The 17,987-nt window shown below is 52.8% G+C and carries 13 protein-coding genes and 1 tRNA gene; 8 read left to right on the top strand and 6 right to left on the bottom strand.

Features of this window, described 5'->3' with window-relative positions; all coding sequences use genetic code 11:
* Positions 1–62: 62 nt before the first annotated feature.
* Positions 63–136, bottom strand: a tRNA-Lys gene (locus Q7J08_RS01355).
* Between the two features lie 275 nt (positions 137–411).
* Between Q7J08_RS01355 and Q7J08_RS01350 the strand changes: the two genes are divergently transcribed.
* Positions 412–909 (top strand): phosphate-starvation-inducible PsiE family protein, encoded by a 498-nt coding sequence (locus Q7J08_RS01350; RefSeq protein ID WP_304909893.1) that lies wholly within the window; start codon positions 412–414, stop codon positions 907–909.
* Positions 910–1,019: 110 nt separating this feature from the next.
* Positions 1,020–2,411, top strand: a complete 1,392-nt coding sequence (locus Q7J08_RS01345) for an MATE family efflux transporter (RefSeq protein ID WP_304909900.1) — start codon at positions 1,020–1,022, stop codon at positions 2,409–2,411.
* A gap of 879 nt (positions 2,412–3,290) precedes the next feature.
* Here the strand turns inward: Q7J08_RS01345 and mutL are convergent.
* Together mutL and mutS are read right to left on the bottom strand one after the other, a co-directional pair.
* A complete protein-coding gene (gene mutL, locus Q7J08_RS01340) occupies positions 3,291–5,108 on the bottom strand; it encodes a DNA mismatch repair endonuclease MutL (protein ID WP_304909892.1) in 1,818 nt (605 codons plus the stop codon).
* The gene (gene mutS / locus Q7J08_RS01335) at positions 5,105–7,702 is read right to left on the bottom strand and encodes a DNA mismatch repair protein MutS (RefSeq protein ID WP_304909891.1); all 2,598 of its coding nucleotides are present in this window, start codon (positions 7,700–7,702) and stop codon (positions 5,105–5,107) included. The genes mutL and mutS overlap by 4 nt, the downstream gene beginning before the upstream one ends.
* 291 nt (positions 7,703–7,993) lie before the next feature.
* On the opposite strand from mutS, the gene Q7J08_RS01330 reads away from it, so the two are divergent.
* A complete protein-coding gene (locus Q7J08_RS01330) occupies positions 7,994–8,686 on the top strand; it encodes a nitroreductase family protein (protein WP_304909890.1) in 693 nt (230 codons plus the stop codon).
* A gap of 198 nt (positions 8,687–8,884) precedes the next feature.
* Here Q7J08_RS01330 and tpiA read toward each other — a convergent pair whose 3' ends face one another.
* The gene (gene tpiA, locus Q7J08_RS01325) at positions 8,885–9,550 is read right to left on the bottom strand and encodes a triose-phosphate isomerase (RefSeq protein ID WP_304909889.1); all 666 of its coding nucleotides are present in this window, start codon (positions 9,548–9,550) and stop codon (positions 8,885–8,887) included.
* Entirely contained in the window at positions 9,550–10,083 is a 534-nt protein-coding gene (locus tag Q7J08_RS01320; protein WP_304909888.1) for a multiprotein bridging factor aMBF1, read from the bottom strand. Before Q7J08_RS01320 ends, tpiA begins: the two co-directional genes overlap by 1 nt.
* 171 nt (positions 10,084–10,254) lie before the next feature.
* Here Q7J08_RS01320 and Q7J08_RS01315 point away from each other — a divergent pair, with 171 nt between their 5' ends.
* The 3 genes from Q7J08_RS01315 (at position 10,255) to Q7J08_RS01305 (ending at position 13,280) form a co-directional block, all read left to right on the top strand.
* Positions 10,255–11,523 carry a proteasome-activating nucleotidase gene (locus Q7J08_RS01315; protein WP_304909887.1) on the top strand — a complete coding sequence of 423 codons (1,269 nt, stop codon included), beginning with the start codon at positions 10,255–10,257 and terminating at the stop codon, positions 11,521–11,523.
* A gap of 535 nt (positions 11,524–12,058) precedes the next feature.
* On the top strand, positions 12,059–12,862 hold the full coding sequence (locus Q7J08_RS01310; RefSeq protein ID WP_304909886.1) for a RimK family alpha-L-glutamate ligase: 804 nt from the start codon (positions 12,059–12,061) through the stop codon (positions 12,860–12,862).
* A 28-nt stretch (positions 12,863–12,890) separates the two neighbouring features.
* On the top strand, positions 12,891–13,280 hold the full coding sequence (locus Q7J08_RS01305) for a hypothetical protein (RefSeq protein WP_304909885.1): 390 nt from the start codon (positions 12,891–12,893) through the stop codon (positions 13,278–13,280).
* A 29-nt stretch (positions 13,281–13,309) separates the two neighbouring features.
* On the opposite strand, the gene Q7J08_RS01300 is transcribed toward Q7J08_RS01305, so the two are convergent.
* On the bottom strand, positions 13,310–13,600 hold the full coding sequence (locus tag Q7J08_RS01300) for a UPF0058 family protein (RefSeq protein ID WP_304909884.1): 291 nt from the start codon (positions 13,598–13,600) through the stop codon (positions 13,310–13,312).
* A 123-nt stretch (positions 13,601–13,723) separates the two neighbouring features.
* Between Q7J08_RS01300 and Q7J08_RS01295 the strand changes: the two genes are divergently transcribed.
* On the top strand, positions 13,724–15,346 hold the full coding sequence (locus tag Q7J08_RS01295; protein ID WP_304909883.1) for a putative manganese-dependent inorganic diphosphatase: 1,623 nt from the start codon (positions 13,724–13,726) through the stop codon (positions 15,344–15,346).
* 53 nt (positions 15,347–15,399) lie between these two features.
* Positions 15,400–17,001, top strand: coding sequence for a TIGR03768 family metallophosphoesterase (locus tag Q7J08_RS01290; RefSeq protein WP_304909882.1), 1,602 nt, complete (start codon positions 15,400–15,402; stop codon positions 16,999–17,001).
* Positions 17,002–17,987: the final 986 nt, after the last annotated feature.

Below are 17,987 nucleotides of genomic sequence, written 5' to 3'. Positions count from 1 at the left end.
AATAAAATGAGATAAGACATGCTATAAACATGTTCCTTATCAAAAAACCCGAAGGCGTGAAGCGGGCTAGGAGGGAGTTGAACCCCCGACCTGCGGATTAAAAGTCCGACGATCTGCCTGGCTGATCTACTGGCCCTTGCGTTTCATCTAGGAAACAGCGGTAATAGAATGACATATAAACATATAAATATGTCGCTTTTACACTTCCATTTCCAATCCCTTACGGAATGAATCTAAGAGTATATTGGAGCAGTAATTTCTTATTTACTTGCCCGTTGAGTCCCATCTAAGTGACTGCGCTAATAAACTACTACTTTTCCAGATTTAGAGGTGTCGATTTGATCCAACTGGTTCCGGTTCTTCTTGGGAATTGTTTTATTGACTTGGAAATTGAACTGTATTATACTTAACATGGCAGATATGGATATGTTTCCACGGACCCAGCGATATCTGGTAAAAGGCTGCAGTCTGGTGACGATTGCAATTTACGTCCTTATTGCAGTTCTTTTGATAATTACCGCCCTTATTGGAACGATTGAGACCCTGAAGATGATCAGTCTGGCTCTGGCTGACCCCACGCAGTACGCTCTGACGAATGTGCTTCAGGGTATCCTTTTGATCATCGTTATCGCGACCCTTATCGATATGGTACAGTCCTATGTGCGTGCAGGGCGCGTACTTGTCAGACCGATTCTGATAGCGGGCGTCACGACCATGGTCAGAAGACTTCTGGTAACCGATCTGACGTTTATCGATATCATCGGAACCACGATCGTTATCCTCGGACTTACGGTCGCTATGATCTATCTCGGGCGTGAGGACCGGAACGTCGCGTCGTTTTTAACAGATAATGTCGATAATAAGGACCCGGAGAAGCATGATGATACGAACCTTTCTGAATCCCAGTAATTCTTTTTTTTAACGCACAATATAGTTACAAATACAGGTATCTACCCATTTATGCAGATTGCCGTGAAGTTTTATTACCGTTCCGATCACTTAAGTATGATATTGTGACGATGAATAATTCCAGCAATTTCCTTACTGAAGGACCGGTCGGTAAAGCCCTGTTTATAGTGGCACTGCCAATCATTATCAGCAATCTTCTTCAGAGCGTGCTGGAGGTCGTGGACATGTATTTCATCGGCAAGCTGGGGGATGTGTCCATCGCGGGCGGTACGATGAGTATCATGGTTCTCATGGTCCTCACCACGGTGATTTTCGGTATTGTGACGGCCACGGCGGCCTTCGTATCAAGGGCATACGGCTCGGAGAAGTATGAACGTATCCAGGTTATCCTGCTGCATTCCCTGTATCTGGCACTCGCATTTTCAGCGATCCTGGCAGTGATAGGTATGTTCTTTTCAGAGAATCTGCTTCTGCTGATGGGAGCCTATCCCGAGGTCGCGGCAGAAGGATCGAGATTCCTTACACCGATGCTTATGGGTCTGTTTGTGATGGTCATTTTGATCACGCTGACGACGGTTTTCCAGAGCACAGGAGATTCAAGGACACCTATGTATGTGATGCTTGGGGTCAATGTGGTGAACATTTTCCTCAATCCTACGCTGATCCAGGGTCTTGGCGCCATTCCGGCATTCGGGATCGCGGGCTCTGCCTATGCATCCCTTATCTCGCGGGCAATTGGAGCACTCCTTTTGATCGGCGTGATGTATCTTCTGCCGTCGAGAAAAGACAATCCGATCAGGTTCCCGAAGAAGTTCACGTTCGAGCCGAAGCTTATCATAGATATCGCGGTGGTCGCGATACCCTCGGCTATCCAGAGCGGTATCAGAAGCGTGGCGTTCCTTTCGATGACAACGATCATAGCAGTTTACGGGACGGCCGCGGTCGCGGCATATGGTATCTGTCTGCGTCTGGATATGATGGGGCTGATCATCGTGATGGGACTGTGTACGGGAGTCGCCGTGATGGTTGGTCAGAATCTCGGAGCCGGGAAAGTTGAACGGGCAGTAACGGCGGTCAAATATGCCGCAGGAATCAATGCGGTGTTCATGATTGGTGTCGCGGCGCTCTATCTGATCTTTGCAACGGAGTTCCTGAAGTTCTTTGGAGCGACGGGCGAATCGCTCGCGGACGGGACCATGTTTATGCAGATCGTTCCGCTGTCCTACTTCCTCGTAGCAATAGCTATGACAATGGGATTTGCGATGAACGGTGCCGGCATGACGCGCCCGGGGATGTACTCGGCCATTGCAGGTCAGCTGATCGTGCAGGTAGGTCTTGCAGCATTCTTTGCGCTCAGCGGGTATTCGATACAGTATATCTGGTATGCAGTCGTCTGCGGAACGGTCGTGATGTTCTGTTTCGACCTGTTCTTCTACACGCGCGGAGGATGGAAGACGAAGAAGCTGAGAATCGACAGCGAAGAAGCGCCTGCCGCAAGCTGAAAACAAATGATCGGGGCTGCGAAAAGCAGCATAGCCCGATAAACTTTTTTTTTGCTCACAATTCTTATTTGAATAGGACTTACGCGGTGTTGGTGTGAATCTAATTCAGGAAGGGTATGGCTGGATGTGGGAGCATGATATTAAAAAACCGCGAATCTCCGCGAATTAACGCGAATCGCATTTTCCTTGCGTTCGGGTGCTCTGCTCCGGCTGATGCGTGCAAATCGAAGATTTGCGTGCCGCCTCAAATGGGCATAGCCCATTTGGGCTTCGCCTACGCAGAATCGCACCCTCTCTTGAAAAATGCTAAGGGAAAAACCCGTTCGCAAACCTTCGGTTTGCTCTCCGTTTCACTTCGCTCACTTGCATGCGGGTTTTTCTTATCTTGCATGTCTTTTTTCTGCAAAAATAGATGAACAATCCCTTTTCTTGATTTGGGGTGCGGGGCCGCGACTCCGGCGCGGAGCGGCCCGCGGTGGGTTATCCTATTTGCTGAGGACCCTATACGTTGCGTGCAAGCCAAAGGCTTGCGTGCCGCCTCAAATGGGCTTTGCCCATTTGGGCTTTCCAAGTAGTTCATCTGGACTGAAGGATTCAGATAGGAAATATGTGATGATTGTGAGGATACAATTCGGGAAGTATATGGCTGGGTGTGGAAGCATGAGAAAGCCCACTGCATAAGTCCTATGTTAATATTCCACCGTCATTGAACTACCTTGACAGTTCTACTAAATCATGGAAAAAGGATATTTCCACCGCGTCGGGCTCCGCGCCGAAGTCGCCCACCCGCACCCCTAAATCAAAAAAAAGAACTGGAATGTTGGCACTATATTTTGAAAAATAAGTGGCTCATATGAAGCGTACTACTCTTTATTAAAATCACGTTCTCAGGAACATGCCCGCCAGTCTTGATTTCGAAAGAACGATCGTTGTCGGTCGTCCGTGCGGGCAGGTATACGGGGATTTTGTCGCCATAAGCTGGCGTAAGAGACGCTGCATCTGTTCTACCGTAAGCAGCGTGTTCCCCTTCACGACAGCACGGCACGCGGCGGTCTTCAGCACCCGGTCAAGGACCTCGTCGGTGCTGCCTACCCCGTCCAAAGCCGCTGCCAGGATAGCGTGAATGACCTCCGGGTCACCGAGCGTCGCCGAGATGACCGGGACCGAACGGACCATCCAGACGTCTTTCCCAAACGGTTCCAGAACATAGCCGGCAGCGGCGAGGACATCCAGCAGATCAGGCAGAGCGGCGATCTCCTTTTTCGAAAGCGTGATCGGGAGCGGAACGATGAGCTCCTGACCCGCCTCTGCCGACGATGAGCGGGCAACCAGCTGATCATACATGATCCGCTCGTGTGCCGCATGCTGGTCGACGACGATCAGATCGCCGACTTCGTTCTTTGCAAGGATGTAGGTATCGCCGATCTGACCGAGGACTTCGGGAACGGACACATTCGTTTCCGGCATATCCCCGGTATCGGTCCGCCGAAGCTGCTTCTCCGTCTGCTTGAGAGGTGCCGACCTCGCCTCCCGTTTTCCGGCATATGCAGGCATCGGTTCGCCGACGATATCAGCCGGCAGGGTCGTGACGATCTCGCGGGCGGGGGATGACGAGGGGAGTGAAAACGACGTGAGCCTTGAACAGACCGAAGGTTTGTGATCCGGCGCAGAGCTCGCCGCGGGAGAAAAGACCCGCTCTTCATGCAGCGACTGATAGATCGCATCCTGGATGAACCGCATCACTTCCCTCTCGCGGGAAAGGCGGACCTCCCGCTTTGTCGGATGCACATTCACATCAACGTCCCGGGGATCGAGGGTGATATCGAGAAATGCCGCCGGATACATGCCCTTTGGAAGAAGGGTGCCGTATCCTTCGCGGATCGCCCACTGCAGCTGCCGGGACGTCACCTGCCTGCCGTTTATCGAGAGATAAAACCGCGTCTGGGTCGTCTTCATCTCAGACCCCGGGCGGGTGATCCAGCCGTCGATCTGAACGGGGCCGAATTTCCCGGAGACCGGGGTCAGCTCTTTTGAAAAGGAGGAGCCGAACACCGCAGCGATGACGTCAGGATACGAACCGGTCCCAAAAGTCTGGAACCGTTCTTTTCCGTTGTAAAGAAGGACGAAGGAGATGTTTCGATTCGAGAGAGCGATCCTCTCGACCATATCATACACGTGGGACAGCTCAGTTGGCGTGGTCTTCTGGAACTTGCGTCGGGCGGGAGTATTGTAAAAGAGACCCTCGACGATCATACTCGTTCCTTCCGGAGCGCCGACGGCGGCGTGAGAGATCAGCGTCCCGCCGTGGATCACGATGCGGGTCGCTTCGGGAGAGGAGGAGCCGCGTTCTTTTGTCGTGAACGTCACCTTCGAGATCGCCGCGATACTTGCGAGAGCCTCGCCCCGGAACCCGAGCGTGGTGATCCCGTCAAGATCTTCGGGGCGGGATATCTTGCTTGTCGCATGCTGGCGGAATGCCAGAAGAGCGTCGTCGAAGTCCATCCCGACCCCGTCGTCCGTGACGGAGATCCGGGTGATCCCGGTCTTATCCGCCGAGATCCCGATCCTGATCGAACGGGCATCCGCGTCGACGGCATTTTCCACGAGTTCTTTCACGACCGAGGCGGCACGCTCGACCACTTCGCCCGCCGCGATATGGCTGATCGTCTCCTCATCGAGGATTTTTACCCGGCTCATTTCTTCTCCAGCATTGCTTTGAGTTCGTTGATGAACATAAGAGCCTCCATCGGGGTCATCATGTTCGGATCGGCTTCACGGATCCGTCCCTCGACGGCGGACGGGACCGGCTCCTCGGCATCCATAAGGAGCATCTGTGTATAGTATTTTTTCCCGCCGGAGGAAGCATCCTCGGAAAGCGCCTCTCTGAGGAGTTCGGATGCACGGACCAGGACTTTTTTCGGGACGCCGGCGATCTTGGCGACATGGATACCGTAGCTTCTATCAGTCGCTCCGGGGATGAGTTTTCGAAGGAACGTGATGTCGTGCTGATCCTCTTTCACGGCGAAGTGGTAGTTCCTTACACGCCTCAGCTCGGACTCCATCCCGATCAGCTGATGGAAATGGGTCGCAAAGAGCGTGCGGGGACCAGCCGCCCCTTTCCCGTGCAGATACTCGAGGACCGATCTCGCGATCGCATACCCGTCGACGGTGCTCGTTCCTCTGCCGATCTCGTCTAAGAGGATGAGGCTTTTGTCGGTCGCGTTGTTGAGGATGTTTGCGAGTTCCAGCATCTCGACCATGAACGTACTCTGCCCGCCGGCAAGGTCGTCGGATGCCCCGACCCGGGTAAAGACCCGGTCGACGATCCCGACTCTCGCAAAGCGTGCCGGAACGAAACAGCCTGTCTGCGCCATGATGCAGATGAGAGCAACGCTCCGCATGTAGGTGGATTTACCTGCCATGTTTGCGCCGGTGAGGATGAGGATCTGCTGTTCGATCGAACTCATATCGGTGTCGTTTGGCACATAGCCGCCTGGAACGGTGTTCTCGACAATCGGGTGACGGCCGTCCCGGATAAGAAGATCGGTCCCGACCACGAGTTCGGGGCGGACGTAGGCGCCGGTGAGCGAAAGGTCGGCGAACGCGGCGATCATGTCGATCGTCCCTATAGAGCGGGACGCCTGCTGAAGTGCGGGGACGAAGTCGGCGAGATGCGTAAGAAGGGATTCGAAGAGCGATATCTCGAGAGCGAGAACGCGGTCATCCGCCTGTGCTATCATTGCTTCGCGTTCGCGGAGTGCGGGGATCGTGAACCGCTCGCCGTTTGCGGTGGTCTGTTTTCGTTCGTAGTTATCGGGGACGAGATGGAGGTTCGCTTTCGTGATCTCGATGTAGTAGCCAAACACGTTGTTGTAGGCGATCTTGAGCGAACGGATCCCGGTGCGTTCCCGTTCGGTCTGCTGGAGTTCGGCGATCCAGTCGCGACCGTTCGTGACGATATTTCTGATCTTGTCAAGGTCCCGGTCGTACCCTTCCCTCATGACATTGCCGTTTTTGTAGACGAGAGGCGGCTCGTCCACAATCGCGGAAAGGATCAGTTCGGCGACGCCAGTGAATGAGGGGATCTGTTCAAGCTCTTCTTTGAGGAGTCCTTCTGCGCCGCAGAGTTCGGCAGTGAGTCCTGGGATGGCGGCCAAGCTTCCCGCAAGGGCGAGAAGGTCGCGGGGCGAAGCGTTCCCATAGGCGATCCTGCCGGCGATCCGCTCGATGTCGGTGAATCTGGAGAGGATGCTTCGGACCCCGGAGAGGAGGACGGGTCTTTGGGTGAAGAACTCGACCGCGTCGAGACGGTGGTCGATCTTTTCCGGCGAGGTCAAAGGCCGGGTGATGGTGCTTCTTAGAACACGGCTCCCCATCGGGGTCTTGGTCCGGTTGAGAAAGCCGAAGAGGGTCGTGTCGTTCCGGTCGCCGCGGAGAGGGTTGAGGATCTCGAGGTTTCGAAGCGTGATCGCGTCCAGGATCATCGCGTCGTTCGAGTATTTCCGGGAGAATCCGTGGATGTGGGGCAGATCGGTCTTCTGCGTTTCCTTTGCGTAGCGGAGAGCTGCCCCCGCGGCGTTCGTGCACTCAGGCGAGCTGATGTCGAATCCTTCGAGGGAAGAGACACCAAACGAGGCGGTGAGTTCGGCGACGCCGTCGGTGAAGATGCCTGAGCGTCCCGGGGTGAGGACCCGGCAGGTGGAGGCGAGGAAGGAGATGAGGTCCGTGGGGATCCCCTGCGGGACGAGGATCTCGAGCGGGTTGTACTGTTCTATTTCGGTGGCGAGTGCAGAGAATCCGGATTCGAAGGGGATCTCGCGAACGAAGAACTCACCCGTGGTTATATCGAGAAATGAAAGCCCGATTACGGTTTTTTTCGCGTCGGGACAGAGCGCCGTGAGGTAGTGGGCGGTCGAGCCGGGAATGACGTCGGCATCGATCGCGGTTCCGGGGGTGACGACCCGAACGACGTCCCGTTTCACGACGCCTTTTGCGAGTTTCGGATCCTCGACCTGTTCGCAGATGGCGACCTTGTATCCTTTGCGGATCATCCGTGGAAGGTAGAGGTCGAGTGCATGGTAAGGTATACCGGCAAGGGGGATCGGGATCCCGTCGGGGTCTTTGGATCGGGAGGTCTGGACTATGTCGAGTTCGCGGGCACAGATCTCAGCGTCTTCGAAGAATGTCTCGTAAAAATCACCCATCCGCATGAAAAGGATACAGTCAGGATATTTTTCCTTGAATGTTTTGACCTGTTCCATTGCAGGAGTGAGTGTTTTCGGAGAGACCATATTGATGATATGTTGTTCTTGAAAGGGTATGATGGTTTGGAATTGTGGGGCACGTAGTGCCCTTAACTGAGCAAGTCTCTGCAGGAGACTTGCGAGGTGGGCCGAGCCGTTGAGTTGACGAAGATCCCGACTCCCGACCTCACAAAACCCCGCTAAATACCCCCGAAAAATAGACGTAATCACGATTTGAAGTCCGGGAACTATACATTAATTATCATATAAATGCCAAATAACGTTTAACGAAACGCCGAACGTCAGTAGATAACGCAAAAAAACGTTTCTGCAAAGAAAATGAAGATGGATGCAGTGGAAAATACAATGGATTTACTCGAAGCGATCAAAGCACGTCATTCGGTACGCAGCTTTACAGACAAAATGATCGAAGGTGAAATAAAATCTTCCCTTCAAGATACGGTAGATGAATGCAATCGGGAAAGCGGACTGAATATCCAGCTGTGTCTCGATGAGCCCGATGCATTCGGCGGCATGCGGGCACACTACGGGAAGTTTGAAAACTGTAAAAACTACATCGCCCTCATAGGCAAAGCCGGGACCGATGAACCGTGCGGATATTACGGCGAGAAACTCGTAATGAAAGCACAGCAGCTCGGGCTCAACACCTGCTGGGTCGGGATGACCTACAGCAAATCGAAAGCACCCTGCGTACTGAACAAAGGCGAAAAGATCCAGCTCGTCATTGCGCTCGGCTATGGGAATACATCGGGCAAACCGCATAGATCAAAGGACATGATGCAGCTCTGCAAAGTAGAAGGCGAGATGGCAGACTGGTTCAAAAACGGCATGGAGGCAGCAATGCTTGCTCCAACAGCGATCAATCAGCAGAAATTCATCATAACACAAAGCGGAAACACTGTTTCAGCAAAACCGCTTGCCGCATTCTTTTCCAAATTCGATATCGGGATCGTCAAATGTCATTTCGAGATCGGGGCAGGGAAAGAGAATTTCAGTTGGAAAGAAGTATAGAGAGAACAATTAAAATGGGACTTACGCGGTGTTGGTGTGAATCCAATTCTTGAGGGGCAAGGTCGGATGTGGACACAAAAGAAAAACCAACCGCGAAATCAAAGTACATCTTACATGTACGTCAACTTTTTGATTGAGAGCACACCGCATAAGTCCTATTAAAAAAAAGAAAGAGATTATAACTTATTTTTTTGGGTATTACAGCAAAGACACCAGATCGCGGAGCACTGCTTCCGGATCTTTTGCCTTCACTACGCTTGACGCAAGCAGAACGCCGTCTGCTCCAAAATCGATGGCTGTCTTCACGCATTCGCCCGACTGGATCCCGGCACCGCAGAGAACTTTCACATCCGGACTGATGCGTTTCACTGCAGCAACCGAGTTTTTGATGATATCCGGATCCGCCTTCGTGACCGAGATCCCTGATCCGATCAGTTCAGGCGGCTCGATCGCCACATAGGTCGGCAAAAATGCCGCTGCTGCTGCAGAAACTGCCACATTATTTGTGCAGACCACCGACTCAAGATGGTTGAACTTGGCCGCTTCCACGCATGCCTCGATCTCGGCGATCGTGAGTCTCCTTTCCGAGTGATTGATCAGCGAACCCACACAGCCCGCCGCTCTCACTGTGAACGCAGGGATCCTGCCGGTGAAAGCTCCTTCCACCGCATCGATATGCTGGGCATACACCGGGATCTCGTAATGCTTGCAAAACGGGTGAAGCTCCACAAACTGCGGAGCAACACCGATAGTCACCCCTGACTCCTGCATAACAAGTTCTGCGGCCGAACCTATCTGTCCTGCCGCATTACCTGCCCCTTCACGGTATGATTTGAAGTTTACAAGAATAAGCGGGGACGACATTATTTCCTCTTCACCTGAAGAACATCGCCGAGAGTCGTCGATGCGACGCCACCCGCCTGAAGCTTGTCGTCATCGTCCTGCGAATCAAGAAGAACGATCTCAAGTTCCTTCTCAAGCTTCTTGCGTTCGTCCTCTGTCGGGGCACGGTCGCCGCGCTCGAACTTTTTGATATCGCCTTCCTGCATCTTCAATACGAATGCAAGATCCTTCTGGGTAAAGCCCTTGGCGAGCCTTGCCGCTGCGATCCGCTGGGGGTAATCCTCAACGATATCGCCCTCGATGTAATCGAACATATCCCGCTTGCGGTTCGCCTGCTGAGCTCCGCGAGACTGAGCAGGGGCCTTTGTCGTAATAACCGGGCGGCCAAACGACATGACTGGAGCACGGGGAGCCTGGACTTCGGTCCCGAGTTTCGCACACTTGTCGCAAACTCTCATCGGCTTTGCTCCCTCGATCTGCACCAATCTGCCTTTCTTTGACAGTGCTACCCCGCATAACTCACAATATTCTGTCTGCATGATATTCTCGCTCATCTATATTTCCCCTCGCATACATTAACCCTTTTCCTATCCGGCAAGAAGTGAGGTCTTTGAATGACAGAAACTGAGAACACGGTATTTTCAAAAACTGCCGGAACCGCCATGGTCTTATTCCGAAAGCTACTTTACTGAATTCATCAGATATACCAATCATAGGGCATTCTTATGACTGAATCAGGGCAGGATGACAATCAGGATGTGGTCAAGCCGACCATGTCCGTAGAACCGGTTATTTCGTCAGAGGAACTTGCACAACTCAGAAAAACCAACATTGCCCTCGAAGGCCGCAATTATGAGTTACGGGAAACGGTCAGACAGCTGAGACTCCAGGCCGCGGCAACGGAATCTGAACGGGATCAGTTCAAACGCGAGGCAAAAAAGATCAAAGGCGAGCTTGAACAATACCGCACGCCTCCGCTCGTGATAGGAACGATCGAAGCGCTCGCATCCGAAGACAGGGTCATCGTCAGGAGCACCACCGGTCCGCAGTTCCTGTCAAAGGTCGCTGAGACCGTCGACCCGGCAGATCTTATCGCAGGGCGGCAGTGTGCTCTGCATCCCCAGTCGTTCGTGCTTGTCGAGGTCCTCCCGAATAAATACGATACGCTCATCTCCAGCATGGAGGTCGAAACAGCGCCGAACGTCAGCTACACGGATATCGGCGGACTGGAAACCCAGAAGACCCTCTTACGCGAAGCAGTGGAACTCCCGCTCCTCAATCCGGAGTTGTTCGAGAAGGTGGGCATCGAGCCGCCGAAAGGCGTTCTCCTCGTCGGCCCGCCCGGGACCGGAAAAACCCTGCTTGCAAAAGCAGTTTCCCATGAAACGAACGCCGTATTCATCCGGGTTGTCGGATCCGAACTTGTCCAGAAATACATCGGTGAAGGCGCACGGCTCGTGAGGGAACTCTTTGCCCTTGCACGGGACAAGGCGCCGGCGATCATCTTCATCGACGAGATCGATGCGATCGGCGGTTCCCGAAGTACCGATGCCTACTCTGCCGGAGATCACGAGGTGAACCGGACCCTGATGCAGCTTTTGTCCGAGCTGGACGGATTCAATACCCGCGGCAATGTGAAGATCATCGCGGCTACGAACAGGATAGATATCCTGGATCAGGCCCTGCTCCGACCGGGAAGATTCGATAGAATCATCGAGTTCCCGCTCCCGGACGAGGAAGGACGGAGGACGATCCTTGCGATCCACACACGGAAGATGCATCTGGACAAGAGTGTCTCGCTCGAAAAGATCGCCAAAGACACCCCGAATATGAACGGCTCGGAGCTTATGGCGATCTGCGTCGAGGCCGGGATGAATGCCGTCAGGAACAAAAAGACCAAGATCAGCGGCGACGACTTCACGAAAGCGATCGAGGCAGTCAAGCTGGGACGAACACAGAAGCTCACATCCCTGCCGGACGGAATGTATTCATAATTTTTTTTATAATTTTTCCAACGCACATTTGTTTGATCTAATAATCCCGATATGAATCTTTCCAGTCAGGGATTTTTCGATGCTGACCTTTTTGGTCATACTTCGGTTTCGTGTACGGGATTCTTTTTGATGGGCGCATCTTCGCAAGTCTATAGACTTGCTCTGCTAAGGTCGTCCGCTTTCAGCGTCCGACCCGCAAATCAACGAAATTCACGAAAAGGGGGACAGGGGCGGATGAGAGAGATGGGCATTCTACCCCCTGATAATGGGGTGCGGGGACGCGACTCCGGCGCGGAGCGTCCCGCGGTGGAAATATCTTAATTTCGGAACATATGAACGATCCGAGCAGCTCATCTATTACGGATATTCCTCCTCTCTGCTAAAAGAATCCATTACAAGAAACCGGGAATAAGGGACAAGGATCATTCGCATCCATCCGCAAATATTTTTCATATTTTTCACCCAGGACGTTACTTTTGAAGAGGTCAGCACTATCACGGCAGACTTATTACATCGCCAAAGCAAACACAAATTAATGATTCATATTATCCCGAAACCGACTGATACACCGACCGACAACTCCACCGGCATGGTCCAGGCCGAACTCAAACGGCGGGGCGTCCCGTTTGTTACTCTTGACCTTGCCGCCGTCGATCCGTTCGATCTCCCGGTTTTTGGCGAGACCATCTGGGCCTGCGGGATAAAACAGGACGGGGTCCAGTTCGAACTCCTCAAAGCCCTTGAACTGGAAAATCATGTGATCAACTCCCCGGAGGCTATCGCGATCTGCGCAAGCAAAGTTACGACGACCGCAAAAATACTCCGCTCCGGAGCGCCAAGCCCGGCGACATGCTTCACGAACAGCAAAGAAAAGGTCCAGAAATTTCTCGACGCACACGGCGGAAAAGCGGTCTATAAACCGGTCTACGGCTATGATGGAAACGGGATCTATCTGTTCAACTCCGTCGACGAGATCAAAGAAGAACCGCCGTATTATGTGCAGGAGTATGTGAAAAACGACCGTGACTACCGGATCTTCGTCATCGACAATGAAGCGGTCGGAGCGATCAAACGCGAATCCGCACATCTTACCCACAACATCCACCAGGGAGGATGCGGACAGGCAGTCGAGATCCCGAAAGATATGGCCGAGGCTGCAGAAGAAGCGGCACGTGCGGTCGGGATCGACTACTGCGGGGTCGACCTCCTCCCGCTCGAAGACGGCGGGTATACCGTCCTCGAAGTGAACGGCACCCCGAACTGGCACTGCATGACGGCACCCATCCCGAAACTTCTCGCTGACTATCTGATACGTCAGGACCGAGAAGGCAGGAAATGATTATATAATACCGGACTCTATTTCTGGTATGAATAAAACTCTTTTTATATCCCTGATCACGGGAATCATTTTCCTGTGCCTCATCACGGCAGGCTGTATAACAACGTCAGACATTACCGGCCCCGAGACTCCCGGAGCACTCGATCCGATCTTCGGAACATGGGACGGACAGACCACCAATGCCGGATACACCGAGTATTACACGATGGTCTTCAACGAAGACGGTACCGGAGAAGTCACCGTGAAAAGTATGGGAACAGAGCTTCCATCTGATTTCACCTGGACCAAATCAACCAATCTCAATTATAAGATGTTCTTTGCGATCGCCGCTTCAGGATTTTCCCAGCAGAACACGCTTGTTATGAACAGTAATGAGAAAACCTGCACCGTGATCGGAATCGAATTTACAAGAAGCTAAAATAGTTGAGGGGGATCCCCGCCTTTTTTTTACTGTTCTTTTTCGGATTCCATTTCCTTGAGCGTGCGGTCGGCAAGCTCTTTCATGCGGGTCGGGATACCGCGCGAAGAGATGGTCTCGATCTCTTTCATGGCAGATGCAATCTCGGAGCCGAGAATGAATATTGCATATTTGTGCTCGAGTTTACTCCGGTTGACCATATCCGGGGTGATTTTCAGTGCATTGTATTGGGGAAACTTCAGATCTGGATTTAATGACTCGTAGTAGACCTTTATGTCAAAAAATATTTGGTGAAGCTCAAGTAATTCTTCCTTGTGCATGATGCCAAATAGATACGGGGGGAAATGTCTTAATTATTTGCGTGCCTTCAGATTCGGCAGGCAAAAAGTTCTATCTAATCTTCCACCCAAATATAGGCATATATCGTCGGGAGTTGGGAAGAGTTGAAATCCATATATGTATTAGGTCACCGGCACCCGGATACGGACAGTATCTGCAGTGCCATCGGTTATGCCGCATTTCTCAATAGGGATGGTGCGGACACCTATATCGCTGCACGATGCGGCGACCTGAACGCCGAGTCGAAGTATGCTCTCGCAAAATTCGATGTCGAAGGACCTGCCCTTGTCCTTAGTGTCGAGCCGTCGGTGGCGGATATCCCGTTCACCCATCCGGAAAGCGCGAACGCGGAAACGCCGACGATCGACGTGATCGAACTGATGGACAAAAACGATCTGCGGAATCTGCCGATCACGGATCCGAACGGGAACCTGATCGGTCTCGTGAGCGAGCACGGCCTTGCCAGAGCGTATGTCTCGAACACGAAGATGGAGACGCTCGCCGTTTCGCCGGTGAGCGTGGACACGCTTGCACGGATCCTGCACGGAACGGTGCGGGTGAAGAATCATACGGTCCTTGAAGGAGCCGTGTATATTTCGATCGACGCCCTGCACGTGATCCTCTCCCGCATCACGAAAAAGGATATCGCCATCGTCGGAGACGACGAACCGACCCAGCTCGCACTGACCTCGGCAGGGATCGCGGCACTGATCATCGCCGATTCTGCCCCGGTCGGCGAGCGGCTTCTTGCCTCGGCCGCAGAGAAAGGCGTTACGGTCATCTCGACCGAAGTCGACGCGTTCGGGGTCGCGAAGATGATCCACCTGACCCTGCCCGCCGAGTCGATCATGACAAAAGACGTGCCGACCGTCCGCATCGCCGATACGATGGAATATGTCAAACAGATCGTCTCGAACTCGAAGTACCGGACGGCCTGTGTCGTGGACGAGAACGGAAAACTGCTCGGCACGATCTCCCGGAACTCGCTGATGGAGGACGTGGCAAAGTCGGTGATCCTGGTCGATCACAACGAGTACAGTCAGGCGGTCGAGGGGATCGAAACCGCAGACATCATCGAGATCATCGATCACCACCGGCTCGGAGCGATGGCGACCCTTCGCCCGATCCGCTTCGATATGGAACCGGTCGGTTCAACCTCGACAATCGTAACGAGACGGTTTATGGAAGCGGGTATCAAACCCAAAAAGGAGGTGGCAGGGATCCTCCTCTCAGGGATCCTTTCCGATACGCTCGGTCTGAAGATGTCGACGACGACGCGGCAGGACGAGGATGCGGTAAAATTCCTGTCCGAGATCGCAGGTGTCGATCCGATCGCCTACGCCAACGAACTGATCGCGGAAGGGATGTCCCTTTCCGGGGTCTCGCAGGACGAACTGCTCGAACGCGACACAAAGGAGTACAATCTGTCGGGAAAACGAGTGATCATTTCCCAGGTCCTCGTGCCGTCATATGTGTATGCGAAGACCAATGAGGAGGCGATCTTTGCGGCACTGGAGGCAAAACTCCGACAGCCGCATGCACCGGACATTTATCTTGCATTATATACCAGTGTCTCGGAGATGGGATCGGATATGTTTGCGGCAGCGGATGATGCGACGATGCTTGCCATGCACTGGGAGAGAAAACCCATGCATCTTCCGGGAGTCGTTTCACGAAAGAAGGATTTCGTGCCCCACATCGGAAGAAGGCTGGACACGATCTTTTAATTCTTTTTTATAAGACATCTTTTTATACCGCATACATCCAAATAGGATAAACTATGTCCAGAATTTTGGTAGTAATACTCGTAATTTTTGCGGTGCTGCTGGTATTTTCCAGCGGCTGTGTAAATCAGACAGTCTCATCCAATACGACAGAACTAACCGTGGTCCCGGTCAGTCCGGGAGCGAATCAGACCATCACGCCGGCAAATCTCAGTATTTACCATTACAACGGGTTTGGCGAATGGACGTACGGTGACGGCGTGCCGATGACCGTGAGAGATGACATCACAGGCGGAGTGACTCCGACGGGCGAGGGCACAACGCTTCTTTCGTTTGCAACGATCTCGGATATCCACATCACGGATGAGGAGTCACCGCAACAGGTGATCGCTCTTGGCTATCTCAGTCCCTTCCCTTCGGCATATTCACCGGTCTCGATGTATTCGACCCAGGTGCTGGATGCCGCAGTGAAGACGATCAACAACATAAACAAAGAGAACAAGCTGGATCTTGTTCTGTCCCTTGGCGATGCGGCGAACAATGATCAGTACAATGAAATGCGCTGGTTCATTGATGTTCTTGACGGAAAAACGATCGATCCAACCTCGGGAGGAAATGCAGGGAAGGAGAATCTCGATTATCAGAAGACGTTTACGGCAGAAGGTCTGGATGTGCCCTGGTATCAGACGATCGGGAATCACGATCAGTTCTTTACGGGCGTGTTCGCGATCGATGAAAACATAAGCCAGATGTATCGCGGCGATACGGTTGCGAATATGCGGCTTGATGTGCTCGCGACCGGAGACCCGTCGCTTACCGGCTATTATATGGGTGTCTTTAATGGATCGGACCCGAACGGCGCCATCATAGGTATTGGCAATGCTTCAGGATTTGCGTCAGCTCCTAAAGTGATCGCAGATCCCAACCGTCATGCTCTTGCGGAGAATGGAACCCGGATCGGGTTCATGCAGGAATTTTTGAACTCGAGTTCCCTTCCCTATGGTCACGGCTATACGGAAGAGATGATCGCGGACGACTTTGCATGCTATACGTTCGACCCGGTCGAGGGTATCAGGATCATCATGCTGGATGACACGACCGTGAACGGTTCAACGCTCGGCGATATCTGGGCACACGGCCGCGGTTCACTTGATGAAGAGCGGTTCGCCTGGCTGAAGGCCGAGCTGCAGAAAGGACAGGATGAAGGTGTTCTGATGATCATCGCGGCACATATCCCGATCGCGACGATGGAGGTGGGTTCACCTTCGGGCTGGAGTACCTACTCCGAGGTTTCTCAAGAGGAACTGATCACCGAGCTGCAGAAGTATTCGAATCTGCTGATGTGGGTCGCAGGACATAACCACCGGAATACGATCATGCCGATCGAGTCGCCGGATCCGGAGCATCCGGAGTACGGATTCTGGGTCGTGGAGACGTCATCGCTGAGGGATTTCCCGCAGCAGTTTAGAACGTTCGAGATCACGCGGTATTCGGATGAGCTTATCGGGATCAAGACGGTGTGCGTGGATGTTGATGTGGATGTGGAAGGAGACGCACTTGCGGAGAAATCCCGGTCCTATTCGATCGCGGCGGCACAGATGGTAAACCATACTGATGTCGCTATCGAGAATGGGGAATTGCTCGTCCTGGTGAAGTGAGGCGGAGGTTCCCGGAAAGGATTCCTTGAAGGAGTTCTTTCGGGTCTTTCCATTCACTGATTTCTGGAATAGATCCATTAACATTTTTTTAGATATAGAGATTTTTTGGGTGTGTTTTGATTATTTGTGCGGGATTCTTTTCGTGGTACATTTTTCGCAAGTCTATCGACTTGGTCGCAAATCAAAGATTTGCTCCGCTGAGTTCGGCCGCTTTCAGCGTCCAACCCGCCATCACACGAAATGCACGAAAAAAGGACGAAAACACGAAAAAGAGAAAAGTTCGTTGGACAATCTCCATGTAGTACCCTCCCCCGTTCCCCACACCAAATTATCTAAAATCAACGAAATGCACGAAAAGGGGAACAGGGGGTGGATGAGGGCAGATATACAGATATTATCCTGATAATGGGGGCGGGAGGGCGACTCCGGCGCGGAGCCCGACGCGGCGGGGAATCCTATTTTTTGATTCAGGAGAAGAGTTTTGTTTGTATGTGAATGTTTACGTCGATTTCATGCATTGGATGAGCGTGGACGCATGAGAAAAACCAACCGCGAATCGGCGCGAATCCCGCCCTTCGGGCTCTCAGAATCGGATTTGCTATTCCTCACTTGAACTCGGCGGGTCTTATCGTCCCGCCGGTTCATCCCTCATCGGGAACGTTCGGGCAAATCCTGTCGCCGCCCCAGCGGCTCCCTCTTACCTGAATGGGGTGCGGGGGAGTGACTGCGGGTTGGACGCGAAGCGGACGACCTCAGCTAAGCAAGTCGTTAGACTTGCGATCCGGCGCGGAGCGGCTCGCGGTGGGATATCCTATTTTTGGACACATGATAAAAACCAACCGCGAATCGGCGAAAAAAAGAGGATAGAGAACAACTTCTTCTGAATCCAAATAAAATATCTCCACCGCGACTCCGCACCCCGCCTACTCGCAAGTCTATCGACTTGGTCGCAAATCAAAGCCTTGCTCGGCTAAGACCACCCCTAG

The organism is Methanocorpusculum sp. (assembly GCF_030655665.1).
Taxonomy (GTDB): Archaea; Halobacteriota; Methanomicrobia; order Methanomicrobiales; family Methanocorpusculaceae; genus Methanocorpusculum.
The sequence above is the reverse complement of the archived record's forward strand: the minus strand, read 5'-3'. Positions and strand labels throughout refer to the sequence as shown.

Excerpts from the sequence above, each read along its gene's own strand:
- Q7J08_RS01350 (WP_304909893.1), top strand. The coding sequence starts at position 412 with ATGGCAGATATGGATATGTTTCCACGGACCCAGCGATATCTGGTAAAA.
- Q7J08_RS01345 (WP_304909900.1), top strand. The coding sequence starts at position 1,020 with ATGAATAATTCCAGCAATTTCCTTACTGAAGGACCGGTCGGTAAAGCC.
- mutL (WP_304909892.1), bottom strand. The coding sequence starts at position 5,108 with ATGAGCCGGGTAAAAATCCTCGATGAGGAGACGATCAGCCATATCGCG.
- mutS (WP_304909891.1), bottom strand. The coding sequence starts at position 7,702 with ATGGTCTCTCCGAAAACACTCACTCCTGCAATGGAACAGGTCAAAACA.
- Q7J08_RS01330 (WP_304909890.1), top strand. The coding sequence starts at position 7,994 with ATGAAGATGGATGCAGTGGAAAATACAATGGATTTACTCGAAGCGATC.
- tpiA (WP_304909889.1), bottom strand. The coding sequence starts at position 9,550 with ATGTCGTCCCCGCTTATTCTTGTAAACTTCAAATCATACCGTGAAGGG.
- Q7J08_RS01320 (WP_304909888.1), bottom strand. The coding sequence starts at position 10,083 with ATGAGCGAGAATATCATGCAGACAGAATATTGTGAGTTATGCGGGGTA.
- Q7J08_RS01315 (WP_304909887.1), top strand. The coding sequence starts at position 10,255 with ATGACTGAATCAGGGCAGGATGACAATCAGGATGTGGTCAAGCCGACC.
- Q7J08_RS01310 (WP_304909886.1), top strand. The coding sequence starts at position 12,059 with ATGATTCATATTATCCCGAAACCGACTGATACACCGACCGACAACTCC.
- Q7J08_RS01305 (WP_304909885.1), top strand. The coding sequence starts at position 12,891 with ATGAATAAAACTCTTTTTATATCCCTGATCACGGGAATCATTTTCCTG.
- Q7J08_RS01300 (WP_304909884.1), bottom strand. The coding sequence starts at position 13,600 with ATGCACAAGGAAGAATTACTTGAGCTTCACCAAATATTTTTTGACATA.
- Q7J08_RS01290 (WP_304909882.1), top strand. The coding sequence starts at position 15,400 with ATGTCCAGAATTTTGGTAGTAATACTCGTAATTTTTGCGGTGCTGCTG.